The sequence below is a fragment of the Acinetobacter sp. YH01005 genome (genome assembly GCF_013420465.1).
Taxonomy (GTDB): Bacteria; Pseudomonadota; Gammaproteobacteria; order Pseudomonadales; family Moraxellaceae; genus Acinetobacter; species Acinetobacter amyesii.
Window position 1 is genome coordinate 61132 of sequence record NZ_VOYA01000004.1, and the last position, 13980, is coordinate 75111.

Consider the following 13980-nt stretch of genomic DNA (forward strand, 5'->3'; position numbering starts at 1 on the left):
GTCAAAATAGGTGCTCTATGCAAAGTAAATTTAACGTCACATCATTTAAGACACATTTACTTTGCCTGACGGCATGTATTAGCCAACAGCTGTATGCAGAAACAGGTTCTACGGAACCTGTTTTACTTCCTGAGATTACCATTGAAGCACCACGAACCAATACCACGTGGTTAAAAACACCTGCATCGGTATACCGTGTACAGCAGGCTGAAAATAATAACAATACGAGTGTAAATCTGTCCGAAACCTTAAAAGGTGTGCCCGGACTGCAACTGAATAACCGTGAAAACTATGCACAAGACTTGCAACTGTCTATGCGAGGCTTTGGCGCACGTTCAACATTTGGTGTGCGTGGTATCCGTTTATATGTTGATGGAATCCCTGCGACCATGCCGGATGGTCAGGGACAGACGTCAAATATCGATATGAGTAGCTTAAATCATATCGAGGTATTGGGCGGGCCATTTTCCTCTTTATATGGTAACTCTTCGGGTGGGGCGATTTTAACAACGACCAAGCAAGGTACTGGAAAAGACTCCATCGAACTCGGCTATTCAGGCGGCAGTCATAATAAAAGCCGTGCTGATATTGTGCTCCAAGGTGGCTCAGAACAGGCCAATGAACCTAGCTATGTTGTGAGTTCTTCTTATTTTGAAACCGATGGCTACCGTGATCATAGTGCTGCAAATAAGGTACTCACCAATGCAAAACTGACGTGGGATTTGGATGATGGTTCCAAGGTCAATTGGATTGTGAATCATGTGGATATCAATGCCGATGATCCACAAGGGTTGACTCGGGAGAAATTGCGTCAAAATCCGAAACAGCAAGTAGCATTTTTAAAGCAGTTTGATGTACGTAAAGAAATTAACCAAACTCAAACTGGCTTAACATGGAAAAAACCATTGAATGATCAGCATGAACTCAATGCAATGGTATATATGGGGCAACGTGATGTAACCCAGTATCAATCGATTCCTAAAGGTGAGTATTCAATCAATTTAGGCTTTGATGAAGATGGAAATCCAATATCATCAACAAGTCAAAGAAACCCTCGCCATGCAGGCGGTGTGATTGATTTTAGCCGTGACTATTATGGAACAGATATTCGCTGGACAGGCAAAGACCTCTTGCTGAATACACGTTTGACTGCAGGCTTTGCCTTTGATTACATGGATGAAGACCGTAAGGGCTATGAAAATTTTGATGCCAATGGAGATTATGGCAAGAAGGGGAATATTCGTCGAAATGAAAATAACACCTTGTGGAATTTAGACCCCTATGTACAAGCTTCGTGGAGTTTTTTACCACATTGGACATTAGATACAGGGCTACGATATAGCAATGTACACTATGAGTCTAAAGATCATTATCAGCAGCAAGCAGTATATGCAGCAGATAAAGACAATGGTGACGACAGCGGTAAAACTGACTATGACAAAGTTTTACCTTCAGCAGCGTTAAGCTGGAATATTGCACCTCAACTCAATGCCTATGTCAGTTATGCCAAAGGTTTTGAAACACCGACCTTTACAGAAATGGCCTATTCTAAAGATGACGGCATGAATTTTGATTTAAAACCGGCCAGTAGCGATAACTACGAGCTTGGGCTTAAATCACAAAATGCATGGGGGAATTTCACTGCAGCGGTATTCCAAAGCAAAACTCAAGATGACATCGTCTCTGCAGGAAGTATCAATGGTCGTGCAATCTATAAAAATGCCGATAAAACCTTACGTGAAGGTGTTGAGCTTTCATGGAATAAACAGCTATGGCGAGATTTAAGTGCGCAAGCAAGCTACAGTTATATCGATGCTACATTTGATGCCGCAATACCTGACAGTGATGTCGTCAGAGGCACCTATATTCCGGGTATTGCCAAAAACCAAGCGTTTGCCACACTGAATTGGCTGCCAGATATTGGCTTTAATGCCGGCCTAGATGTTCGCTATATGGATAAAGTCTATGTCGATGATGCCAACAGTGATGCTGCGTCGAGCTATACCGTGGTTTCTGCCAACGCTGGTTATGTGTGGAAACAAGCAGATTGGAAAGTTAAAACCTATGTACGTGTAGATAATTTGTTTGATGAAAACTATGTCGGTTCAGTGATCGTCAATGATGGAAATGGACGCTTCTTTGAACCCGCGGATGGGGTGAATTGGAGTGCAGGATTAAGTGTGACCAAAGCCTTCTAAAAGGAGAGTAATGTGGCGTTGTTATTTCAACCAATTCAGTTTGGAACATTGGGGCTGACTAATCGAATCGTGATTGCACCCATGTGTCAATATTCTGCCAATGAGCAAGGGGAGTTAAGCTATTGGCATGAACAACAATGGGCGAATTATGCCTTGTCAGGTGCCGGACTTTGTATCGTCGAGGCAACGGCTGTACAGGCAGAGGGACGCATTAGCTATGCAGACCTCGGTCTTTGGAATGATATGCAACGCGCACAGATGAAGGCACTATTGGCCAAGGTGAAATCACTTTCCCCTATGCCATTTGCTATCCAACTGGCACATGCGGGTCGTAAGGCATCGACAGATAAACCTTGGGCAGGACGTGGACAATTACCCCCAGATCATCCTCAAGGATGGCAAACTGTTTCAGCAAGTGAGTTGCCCTTTAATGTCACAGATCATGCACCCCATGCTTTAAGTCGAGATGAAATCCAGCAGATCATTCAAGACTTTGCCGATTCAGCAAAACGTGCAGTAGATGCGGGCTTTGACTTAATTGAGCTACATGCTGCACATGGTTATTTGCTGCATCAATTTATGTCACCATTGTCGAATCAACGTAGCGATGAATATGGTGGCAGTCTGGAAAATCGCATTCGGCTGACGCTTGAAGTGTTCCAAGCCATGAAAAATGCCGTTCCTGAAGATTATCCAATTGGGGTACGTATTTCCGCAACCGACTGGATGGAATATACTGAAGCACCGAGTTGGGATCTAGACTCGGCTGTTGGCTTGTCAAAAGCGCTTGCACAACTAGGCACAGCCTATATTCATGTTTCTAGTGGCGGCTTAGATGTTGCGCAAAAAATTCAATTACAAGCCAGTTATCAAGTGCCTTTTGCTGAAGCCATAAAGCAAGCCGTTCAGGTTCCCGTCATTGCTGTGGGTTTAATAACCGAAGCAATGCAAGCCGAAGGCATCTTACAATATGGCATGGCAGATGCGATTGGTCTTGCTCGTGCAATTCAATATGACCCGCGTTGGCCATGGCATGCCGCTGCTGAACTCGGTGAAAACCTAAAAATTTCTCCGCAGTACTTACGCTGTCAGCCGCATGCACAAAGAAGTCAATTTACGGCTTTCTAATTTTCAAAATTTATAGAGGTCCGATCTACACTCTCAGGTTGAGGGTGTGGATGGAAGAGTCTATTACACAGGATATTTCGTATGGTCTTTGAGGTGATTGGTCCAATCTTTTTTCTTTTGGCCTTGGGATATCTGTCGGTAAAATGCAGTTTATTGAGTAAAGAACAGGTCGGAACCATTGGCGCATTTGTGATTAAGATTGCATTGCCGACTTTGTTTTTTCAGTCATTAGCTTCTAAAGATTTGCATCAAATTTGGTATCCCGGCTATTTCTTTGTTTATACCGGAGTCACATTTTTATTGTATGGCATGGCCTATTGGCTATTGTCGACACATTTTAAAAATAATATGTCGCAAACAGCGGTACTGTCACTAGGCGCTGGTATGTCAAATACAGGTTTAATTGGCACTGCAGTGCTAAGCTTGTTGGTCGGTCAAAATGCGATGACCTATACCTCATTAATCGTCATCATTGAAAGTGTGCTACTGATTCCAACGGTACTGGTCCTTGCGCAATTAGGAAGTTCACAGCAAAAAGCCAATATTGGCGACATCATCAAAAATACCTTATTTACCCTGTTAAAAAATCCACTCTTTGCAGGGGTAATGTTAGGGATTGGATTTGCAATTTTCCAAATCCGTTTGCCACATCAAATCAATGATGTACTGGCGATGTTAGGTCAAACAGCTTCACCATTGGCGCTGTTTGCAATTGGTGGGGGAATTGTCGGTATGAGCTTAAAGTATGTGAATGCTCAGAGCTTCTATTTGGTGATTTCAAGCAACTTGGTGATGCCTTTACTGACTTATTTAGGCTTACGCTATTTGACCGATGTCAGCCAAGAGATGTTATATGCAGGGACGATTATTGCCGCATTGCCGATGCCGACGATTTTTGCCATGCTAGGACAAGTGTATGGCTTAAATGAAAAGACCTTAACGCCTTTGTTGATGAGTACCATCTTGGGCTTTGTCGTAACAGGTGTATTAATCAGTCTGTGGTGGGCGTGATTTTGATCAGCTCAAGATTTTCTTAACCCCATGAAAAAGCCCTGCATATGCAGGGCTTTTTTTAATGCTTAATTAACTCTTTTTCGCATTGGCTTTAGGTGCTTTGGCTTGTTCAGCGATCATTTTATCCACGGTTGCCAAAGATTCTTTGGCTTGCGGAATATTTTCTTTGGCTAATGCGCTAAATATTTTTTTAGCTTCAGGCAAATTTTGCGGGATGATATTGCCATTTACAAACATATTGCCCACTGCCATCAATGCAGGGACATAACCTTTTTTCGCTAACTCTTGAATGCTATTTAGACCTTGCTGAATAGGCTTTTCATTTTTAGCTTTAAAGCCAGCACTGATGTCATAAAGCGCTTTGGCATGAATCGCAGGGTAGTTGCCTTTTTTAATCAGCGGATCAAGTTTGCTGAGTGCCAATTTATCTGACTCAGGCTTATTTTCTGCAAAAAGTAAAATGGCATAGTCGATGGAGGCATCGTCAAACCCTGCCGAAGATGCGCGTTCTAAATATTGTTTGGCCTTATTGGTGTCTTGTTTTAAGCTCAGTGTGCCCGTTGCATAATTTTTACCTAAAACATAGTTAGCAACTGGGTAACCTTTGGCTGCAGCCTGTTCATAGAGTTGGATGGCTTTTTTCTCATCCTTCGCTACGCCTTGACCTGTTTGAGTAAGATAGCCCAAATTATAAATGGCCTGAGCATTACCTTTTGCTGCAAGCTTGCTCAGTGTCTGGTAGGCACCATTCATATCTTTGGCCTTGACCATAGCTTCCACTTTAGCAAATTCAGGATCGACGGCATCTGTTTTAGTTTCAGCAAAAGCCAATTGAGCGCTCATTGCTATAATGCTTGCGAGTAGGATTTTTTTCATCTTGAAACCTTTTGTAAATCATACACATAATTCCGTTTATGTGTTTTGGTGGTTATTTTTGTCGGTTTTTACATCATAGGTAGATTTACGTAAATGTAAAGTGAGGAATTGTGATTTAAAGCGTTTTTATAAAATAATGTTGATTGCCCTTAGCGCTTTAAATGCCATGACTTTATTGCATCAAAAGCCTTTGCAAAAAAGCAGGACTCTGATTTAATCGCGCATTGTTATTTTCTCAGAGGCAGCGCGATGTTTATTAAAGGCATTAAACGCAATTACGATAAAATCAATGCAGATGAATCGATTGCAGATGAAGATAAAATAGATGCGCTTTTGATGAAACTGGGTGCAGAGTTTTTAGTCAGTAAAGAGGATCGGGTTTATATTTTCAAAAAAGGCGATTTAGAAGCTAAATTTGATGCCAAACATGCGCGCGCCTATCATTTTAAAGAATATGTATGCAAAGACATGAATAAGTTGTTTCATGGATTTTGATTAAAATCATGATTTAAAAACGAAGACGTGAGGGGGAATACAGTTCCTCCTTATTTTGACTGTTGTGTACTGCAACAGCGTATGTGATTTAAAAAAACTTTAATTTTCAAAAGTATAATATTTTCTAAAAATATAAATTGAATAAAATAGATACAAGACATCTATGATGAATACAGATATACATGATTCATTGAGATGTATTTAAATATGAAAAAAATAAGCGCCATCTTGATCCTTGGTTTCGCCTGTTCAATGACCAGTTGGGCGCAACAACCCAAACTTGTACCGCATCCAATCCATTTAAAAAATGGCAAGCAGTTTTCATTAAATTTGCCTGCGCAGTATGAAATTATTCCTGCTGCCGAAGGTCTCAAACGTGTTCGTTTTTTGCGCAAGCACCTGATAGCAGAATGTTTGTCACGGATATGTATGATCTAACAGATAATAAAAAAGGTACTTTATATATATTGGATGATTGGAATGCTGACACAGGTAAATTTGGCAAAATCATTCCTTATCTGACCGGTTTGAGAAATCCAAATTCAGTTCAGTTTTATACCGATGCTCAAGGACAGGATTGGCTCTATTTGGCGGAAACGCACCAACTGACACGGCAAAAATTCAACAGAGGTGAAACTCAGCCTTCGAGTAAGGCTGAAGTTTTAGCGACATTTCCTGATTATGGTTTGAGTTATAAATACGGCGGTTGGCATCTGACGCGGACGATTGCAGTCGGTGGAAATGGAAAGATTTATGTGTCGGTTGGCTCGAGTTGTAACGCCTGTGTAGAAAAAGAAAAAGTGCGAGCCTCAGTCATCGAGATGAATCCTGATGGTTCAGAGCAACGGATGTATGCGACAGGTTTGCGTAATGCAGTTGGATTAAAATGGATCGGTAGATTTCTATTTGCGACCAATCAAGGTTCTGATCATTTGGGAAGTAAAAAGCCTGATGAAACTTTTTATGCGTTAAAGCGGGATGCCGATTATGGCTGGCCCGCATGTTATTCATGGCTGGGCAAAGTCTTAGCTGATCCGAAATTTAAACGTGCATCTGGCTGTAAAAATGTTCCATCGCCCTATGCTTATTTTCCTTCACATTCCTCTGCATTAGGTTTTGATTATTTTGATGACCCTCATACCGATGCCACTATTAAAAATGCTTTTTTAGTGGCTTTGCATGGCTCTACCGACGAGGCGATTGGTCATGGCTATCAAATTGCAATGATGCGTAAAGGACAAAAACTTGAAACCTTTATGGATGGTTTTTTAGTCGGTAAAACGGTGTATGGGCGACCCGCAGATATTTATAAGATCGATGGAAAATCATTTTATTTTTCAGATGATCGGGCAGGGGTGATTTATTATGTGAGGGAAAAAAATGAGTGATTAAAAAGCCAAAATTTTTAGGCTTTGGCTGTGGGTTTGATGTTATAAAATATGATCATTAATGAGAGATGTTTCTAACTCTTCTATTTCTATGTTTGCTGTAGAGTTTCTTTTAAAATTTTTCTAAAACGTAAGAACATAATTAACTCAATAAAATTTAAACCAAAGCCCCAAGGCAATGTTCCATCTGTATTGAATTTTATTGACGTGTTGTAGCCTATATGTGCTTTTAGTAGATAGAAAAAAGAATCAGGAGTTGCTTCTATGTAAAAACCAAAAATAAGTGCAATATTTGGAATATATAAAAAATAAGGCGTACATATAAGGAAGATCAAACTAAAACTTATCCATTTTAGGGTTATTAAACCTTTAATGTTTTGTTTCCAGTAAAGATAACTGCCAGAAATTGTAATGATAAGTTGAAGAAGGAACAGTAGATAAATAATATTGTTAATTGAGAACAGATTAAGAAAACCAATAAAATAAAATATCATTAAAACTGCTAATATTGAAAAACCACCATAGTAGAGTGCAATTAACTTATGCTTTGGGTCTTGAAATTGTGTCTGATGCATCGTTATATAGTTTATTGTTAAAATTCGGAGTGCATTTTAGTTTAAAAATAGTCAAATTAATATGATGAATTTTTAAAATTTAAAACTTAGATTTATTATAAAAGAAGATAGCTAAATGTAGCTATCTTCTGAATTTATTTAAGCTGACTGCGGACGTGCCACATCACCATTCAATGCTTCAGGCAAGGCTAAAACAGTCACGTCTAACTCTTCTAAGGCTTCAGGACGAGCAACAACCAGTGCTACATAACCATTTTCTACAGCCGCGCTATTTACCACTTGCACGCCTTTATTCAGCTGTTCGCCTTGTGCAGGAGCAGCGCCTGTACCTGAAATCGCATGCAACCAAGCTTTGGGTTTGGCTTTAAACCATAAACGTGCAATCACTTCCTGACCCAAATAACAGCCTTTGTCATAGTGTACACCTTCACGCTGATGTAAACGTAGCTCTTGCGGTTGGAACACATGTTCAAGCGCTTGGTCAATATAGGCCTGACCCGCTTGAATGGCTTGAACTTCCCATGCTGCAATATCCGTCGGCGCCGAAGCAAAAGTCGTGTCATCACCGGCTAAACTTGGAAAAACTGCACCGGCTTCTTCCAGTTTCATTTTTGAAAAAGCGCCGAATTTTTTAATATGTTTGGCAAATTCTTCGGCTTGATCTGCTGTTGTGACAATAGAAAAACTTTCAGCACTGTGTTTGGTGAGCCATAAACCAAAGTGAATACGGCCTTTGAGGTCGCAGATTGCAGTATAACGTGTTGCATTTTCTTCAAGGCGTTCAACATGCAAAGTCACTTGCCCTTGTAGAAATTTTTGTGCATCGACACCGTTGAGAGAAAAAGATGTGAATGCCATAGACGTTGTCATGACCAGCCTCAGTATAAATTTTAGATATCATTAATCATGTTATTTTGCAGCAAGCCGCAGTGTTAGGCAAACAAAAAGCCCATATTGATATGGGCTTTTGTACAGCATAGATCGGTCTTAGTGACTGTGTGTCGGCATATCGCTTGCAGTCATATCCATAGTGGAATGATGTGAAGGCGGTTCACTATTACAATCATATTGGTCGCCACAAATACGCACGGTTTCCATCATGCCTTGATCTTCATGGTCTAAAATATGGCAGTGCAGCACGAAGTCGCCTTCAAATTTTTCGTACTTGCTGCGCACAAAGATTTTATAGCCCTGTTTGACGAAGAGCGTATCTTTCCAAACGCCTTTCATTCCATGATATTGCGAGTCAATATTTCCTGCACCATCTTTATCTGAGCTGCCGATGGCACTGACATCGACACCATTTTCATTCAATATTTTCACGACTTGGAATGGATTGACATGGATATGGAAGGGATGACTTGCAACATTACTACTCAACTCCCACTCTTGGGTTTGCCCGATTGGAAGCTTGCGGACATAGCTATGGTGGGTATGGTCTTCATCATGGTAGGCATCGCCAAAGCTGATCAAGGTACCTTCTTCGGCATGACGAATACCAAATTTAAAGCTGCCATCTGCATTGAACAGAATGTCAAAGTTGGTGATTTGCTTCGCCATTGTTTTGAGCATTTCATCGACTTCAGCAGTCATTAAACTCGCATGAGAGATGAAGGCTGATAAATCACCCTGTTCGAGCTGTGCAATCACTTCTGGTGCCAGTTTCAGTTGGGTGGCCTGACTTTTTAAGAAGTTATACGGTGTTTGCTGCGGTAGTTGGGTTGCTTTTACATTGACCCAACCGAGGAGCTGTGTATTGAGTTTTTCTTCTGGTGCGCGACGAAGTAACGGACTTGATTCAGGCGCATTAATTTCATCTTCCAGATTCAGCTTGGCATCGTATACACAGTATTTATTGGTGGTCGGGAAGGCGAGCATGGCATCAAAACGATAACCCGGTTGAAAAATTTCAATCCCGTGCTTTTGGATTTTTCCCATGGTCAAGCCGTCTTGTGCAAGGGTATATAACGGTAATGTTTTCAGTGTTTTAATCTGTGAAGACATCGACTTGCTTTGATACTTTTGACATTCGCTCAGGGTTTGCTCTGCGGTAAAGAGCGCAGAATCAGGCAGTTCTTTGATGGTCAAACCAATGGTGTCACGGATACCGCCGTGAATCATGCGCCAGCGGTGGTATTGGTTCTGATCCACCTTAATTTCACCAAACATTTTGCCATTGATACTGGTAAAACGATTTTCATCCGCCCAAGAGGTCGGTATATCGAGTTTTGAATAATCTTCTAAGCTATAGATGCAGGGTGTACCATTCACTTGGCTTAAATTGCTGTCGCAATCTTCATTGTATTGAATCTGCTGGAACAGCATGATTTTTTCATGGTCATACTGCTGGGTTTTTTGATTTTTCCATAAGATGTCCAAATCTCCAGTCTGCTGAATTTGCCCCTGACGAATGGCAGGTTTCCGCTCTCCCTCAATAATCAAAGGGCCAGCCATGCCACTTGAGACCTGAATCGCGGTTGAACCATGCACATGCGAGTGATACCAAAATGTTCCCGCAGGATGATTCGGTTCGATCTTAAATTCGTAATGAAAATCTTGCTGAGGTTTTAAGCTCAAAAATACGTTGTCACTATTTCCTTGCGGGCTAACCCAGAGACCATGTGTATGTAAATTTGTGGTGTTAAAACAGTTCCCTTGGTTAATATTGGTCACTGGACTTGGACAGGTCTCCGTCGATTCAACAGGGAGATGATTGACCAGATGAATTTTTAAATTGTCACCTTGTTTCGCACGAATTTGTGGGCCAACCAACACATCCGAAACACTGCCATCGCTATTTTTCGAGTTCCAGAGTTCAGGTTTAGTCAGATAGCCTCTGACCTGTAATAGGTCATTTTCACCCGTTTCAGGGTCGTATAAGGCTTGGCGTTTATAGGCAATCAGCAGTTCATGCTCACCTTGTGCATTGGCTTTCAAACGTGGTGGATTCGAGATGACAGTCGGTGAGTCTACTTCCTCTTCTTGAATCGTCGAATCTGTTGTCGATTGGTCGTTGTCGCCACAGGCAATGAAGCTGAGACAGCTTAAGAGGCAGCCAGCCCCAATGATGGTTTTAAATTTTGTCATGATCTTTCCCCAAAGCATAATGACGGTAGAACAGTAATCGCAGATTTATTTAGCTAAGGTTTTGTAAATATTGTGATTATTTTGGCGAATACAGTGAATTACTGTGCTTGTATGTCGTGCTTTTATTATCTGAGAGTGGGGGGATTCGACGCTATCCCTGCAAATAGGGATAAATTGAGAATTAAGATAAAATAAATAATAAAACCGTGTTTTGATTCACATTATGACTTTGAGGCGCAATGAGCTAATAAAATAATTTAATGCCTTGATTATTAAATACTAAAATTGATAAGACTGATTTTTAATCAATTTGGTTGATATTTAGATTAAATATTATGCAGTGCAATTTTCCTTAGACTAAAGAATGAGGCAGATTTGCAGCTATTTTTCAAAAAAATTCACATTTAGAGCGAATATTCCAAAGTTAGTGTAACTAAATATTTCAAAAACCCCTGTTTTTATATTTAACTCTATGAAATATATGAGATTTGGGAAATGGGTTTTCGGCAGTGTAGTATGCCTATCGAACAAAGATGAATTGTCTATGAAAAAGACAACGCAAAAAAATGAAAGACCGAGGGCAGGAACGCTATGAACAACAACTACCGTAAACCGCTGCAAGGCACCCAGCTAGAATACTTCGATGTACGCCAAGCCGTAGAAGATATTCAGCCAGGCGCATACGCAAAACTCCCATATACATCTAAAGTCCTTGCAGAGCAGTTGGTTCGTAAATGCGACCCTGCAATCTTAGAACAGTCTTTAAAAGAACTGATTAACCGTAAACAAGACCACGATTTCCCTTGGTACCCTGCACGTGTGGTGTGCCATGACATCTTAGGCCAAACCGCATTGGTTGACCTTGCAGGCTTGCGTGATGCGATTGCTGACCAAGGCGGCGACCCGTCAAAAGTCAATCCTGTTGTTCCAACGCAGCTGATTGTTGACCATTCTCTAGCTGTAGAGTTTGGCGGTTTTGACCCAGACGCATTTGAGAAAAACCGCGCGATTGAAGACCGTCGTAACGAAGACCGTTTCCATTTCATTGAATGGACGAAAACAGCCTTTGAAAATGTCGATGTGATCCCTGCGGGCAACGGCATCATGCATCAAATCAACCTGGAAAAAATGTCTCCAGTGATTCAAAACCGTGAAGGCGTGGCATTCCCGGATACCTGTGTCGGTACCGATTCACATACGCCGCATACCGATGCCTTGGGCGTAATCTCTGTAGGCGTGGGTGGCCTGGAAGCTGAAAACGTAATGCTCGGTCGTGCATCTTGGATGCGTCTGCCAGACATCATTGGTGTAGAGCTTGTCGGTCAGCGTCAAGCAGGCATTACCGCAACTGATATCGTGTTGGCATTAACTGAATTCCTGCGTAAAGAACGTGTGGTAGGTGCTTACCTTGAGTTCTTTGGTGAAGGTGCAGACAGCATGTCTGTGGGTGACCGTGCGACCATTTCCAACATGACTCCTGAATACGGCGCAACAGCGGCGATGTTCTATATCGACCAGAACACCATTGATTATCTGACTTTAACCGGTCGTGAAGCAGAGCAAGTCAAACTGGTTGAAACCTATGCCAAAGAAGTGGGTCTTTGGGCGTCGGATATGACAGCGGCAGAATACCCGCGTGTACTACGTTTTGATTTATCACAAGTCACTCGTAATATTGCAGGTCCATCGAATCCACATGCACGTGTATCAACCGCTGATTTAAAAGCGAAAGGCATTGCAGGTAACTTAGAAGCGGCTAAAGCTCAGGAAGCTGAAGGTTTAATGCCTGATGGCGCAATCATCATTGCAGCAATCACCTCATGTACAAACACTTCTAACCCACGTAATACCGTGGCAGCAGGTTTGCTTGCACGTAAGGCAAATGAGCTGGGCTTGGTACGTAAACCTTGGGTGAAATCATCTTTTGCACCAGGTTCTAAAGCAGCCGCTTTATACCTCGAAGAAGCAGGTGTACTCGGTGATTTAGAAAAGCTGGGTTTTGGTATTGTGGCATATGCATGTACCACGTGTAATGGTATGTCAGGTGCTTTAGATCCAAAAATTCAACAAGAAATTATTGATCGTGATTTGTACGCAACTGCGGTACTTTCAGGTAACCGTAACTTTGACGGCCGTATCCATCCTTATGCAAAACAAGCGTTCTTGGCTTCGCCTCCACTCGTTGTGGCGTATGCCATTGCAGGGACGATTCGTTTTGATATCGAAACCGATTCACTGGGTAATGACAAAGACGGTAATCCAATTTACTTAAAAGACATTTGGCCGTCTGATGCTGAAATTGATGCATTGGTGAAAGAAGCGGTTAAACCTGAACAGTTTAAGAAAGTGTATATCCCAATGTTTGACTTGGGTGAGCGTGAAAAAGCGGCAAGCCCGTTATACGACTGGCGTCCGCAAAGTACTTATATCCGCCGTCCGCCGTATTGGGAAGGGGCTTTGGCTGCACCGCGTACACTTGCAAATATGCGTCCGCTTGCGATCTTGCCTGACAACATCACCACAGACCATTTATCGCCATCGAATGCGATCATGATGGATTCGGCTGCAGGTGAGTATCTGCATAAAATGGGCGTGCCTGAAGAAGACTTTAACTCATACGCAACCCACCGTGGTGACCATTTAACTGCACAGCGTGCGACATTTGCCAACCCGAAATTGTTTAATGAAATGGTGGTGCGTTCTGACGGTACGATCAAGCAAGGTTCAAAAGCGCGTGTAGAGCCTGAAGGCGAAGTGATGCGTATGTGGGAAGCGATTGAAACTTATATGAACCGTAAGCAGCCGCTGATCATCATTGCAGGTAAGGACTACGGTCAAGGTTCGAGCCGTGACTGGGCTGCCAAAGGTGTGCGCCTTGCGGGTGTAGAAGTAATTGTGGCAGAAGGTTTTGAGCGTATTCACCGTACTAACTTGGTGGGTATGGGTGTGTTACCGCTTGAGTTTAAAGCAGGGACTGACCGTAAAACTTTGAAGCTGGATGGTACTGAGCTTTATAGCGTGATTGGTAATATTGCACCGCGTTCTGATTTAACTTTAGTGATTGAACGTTCTACGACTGATGGCAAAAATGAAATCATTAAAGTGCCTGTGACTTGCCGTTTGGATACTGAAGAAGAAGTGCATGTGTATGAAGCGGGTGGTGTGTTGCAGCGCTTTGCACAGGACTTTTTGGAAGGGAATGTGGCTTAATGTAATTCT

At 41.9% G+C, this 13980-nt stretch carries 9 protein-coding genes and 1 pseudogene; 6 read left to right on the forward strand and 4 right to left on the reverse strand.

From position 1 onward, the window contains the following. Nucleotides 1–17 precede the first annotated feature (17 nt). The 3 genes from FTT72_RS03110 to FTT72_RS03120 all read left to right on the forward strand — a co-directional run bounded on the left by FTT72_RS03110 (nt 18) and on the right by FTT72_RS03120 (nt 4337). Nucleotides 18–2198, forward strand: a complete 2181-nt coding sequence (locus FTT72_RS03110; protein ID WP_180177852.1) for a TonB-dependent receptor — start codon at nt 18–20, stop codon at nt 2196–2198. 12 nt (nt 2199–2210) lie between these two features. Further along, nucleotides 2211–3326 (forward strand): NADH:flavin oxidoreductase/NADH oxidase, encoded by a 1116-nt coding sequence (locus FTT72_RS03115; RefSeq protein WP_180177853.1) that lies wholly within the window; start codon nt 2211–2213, stop codon nt 3324–3326. Nucleotides 3327–3407: 81 nt separating this feature from the next. Then, nucleotides 3408–4337: an AEC family transporter gene (locus FTT72_RS03120; RefSeq protein ID WP_180177854.1), complete on the forward strand. Its 930-nt coding sequence runs from the start codon at nt 3408–3410 to the stop codon at nt 4335–4337. Between the two features lie 72 nt (nt 4338–4409). On the opposite strand, the gene FTT72_RS03125 is transcribed toward FTT72_RS03120, so the two are convergent. After that, the gene (locus FTT72_RS03125) at nt 4410–5216 is read right to left on the reverse strand and encodes a tetratricopeptide repeat protein (protein WP_180027264.1); all 807 of its coding nucleotides are present in this window, start codon (nt 5214–5216) and stop codon (nt 4410–4412) included. A gap of 249 nt (nt 5217–5465) precedes the next feature. Between FTT72_RS03125 and FTT72_RS03130 the strand changes: the two genes are divergently transcribed. Together FTT72_RS03130 and FTT72_RS03135 are read left to right on the forward strand one after the other, a co-directional pair. Beyond that, the gene (locus tag FTT72_RS03130; RefSeq protein WP_078191141.1) at nt 5466–5711 is read left to right on the forward strand and encodes a hypothetical protein; all 246 of its coding nucleotides are present in this window, start codon (nt 5466–5468) and stop codon (nt 5709–5711) included. Between the two features lie 207 nt (nt 5712–5918). Continuing rightward, nucleotides 5919–7099 (forward strand): annotated as a pseudogene (locus tag FTT72_RS03135) (sorbosone dehydrogenase family protein). 89 nt (nt 7100–7188) lie between these two features. Here the strand turns inward: FTT72_RS03135 and FTT72_RS03140 are convergent. From FTT72_RS03140 to FTT72_RS03150, 3 genes are all read right to left on the reverse strand, one after another. Further along, nucleotides 7189–7674, reverse strand: coding sequence for a hypothetical protein (locus tag FTT72_RS03140; RefSeq protein WP_180177855.1), 486 nt, complete (start codon nt 7672–7674; stop codon nt 7189–7191). Between the two features lie 138 nt (nt 7675–7812). Next, the gene (locus FTT72_RS03145) at nt 7813–8544 is read right to left on the reverse strand and encodes a folate-binding protein YgfZ (protein ID WP_180063923.1); all 732 of its coding nucleotides are present in this window, start codon (nt 8542–8544) and stop codon (nt 7813–7815) included. Nucleotides 8545–8661: 117 nt separating this feature from the next. Next, nucleotides 8662–10761 (reverse strand): multicopper oxidase family protein, encoded by a 2100-nt coding sequence (locus FTT72_RS03150; RefSeq protein WP_180177856.1) that lies wholly within the window; start codon nt 10759–10761, stop codon nt 8662–8664. A gap of 591 nt (nt 10762–11352) precedes the next feature. Here FTT72_RS03150 and acnD point away from each other — a divergent pair. Next, nucleotides 11353–13971, forward strand: a complete 2619-nt coding sequence (gene acnD, locus FTT72_RS03155) for a Fe/S-dependent 2-methylisocitrate dehydratase AcnD (RefSeq protein WP_180177857.1) — start codon at nt 11353–11355, stop codon at nt 13969–13971. Nucleotides 13972–13980: the final 9 nt, after the last annotated feature.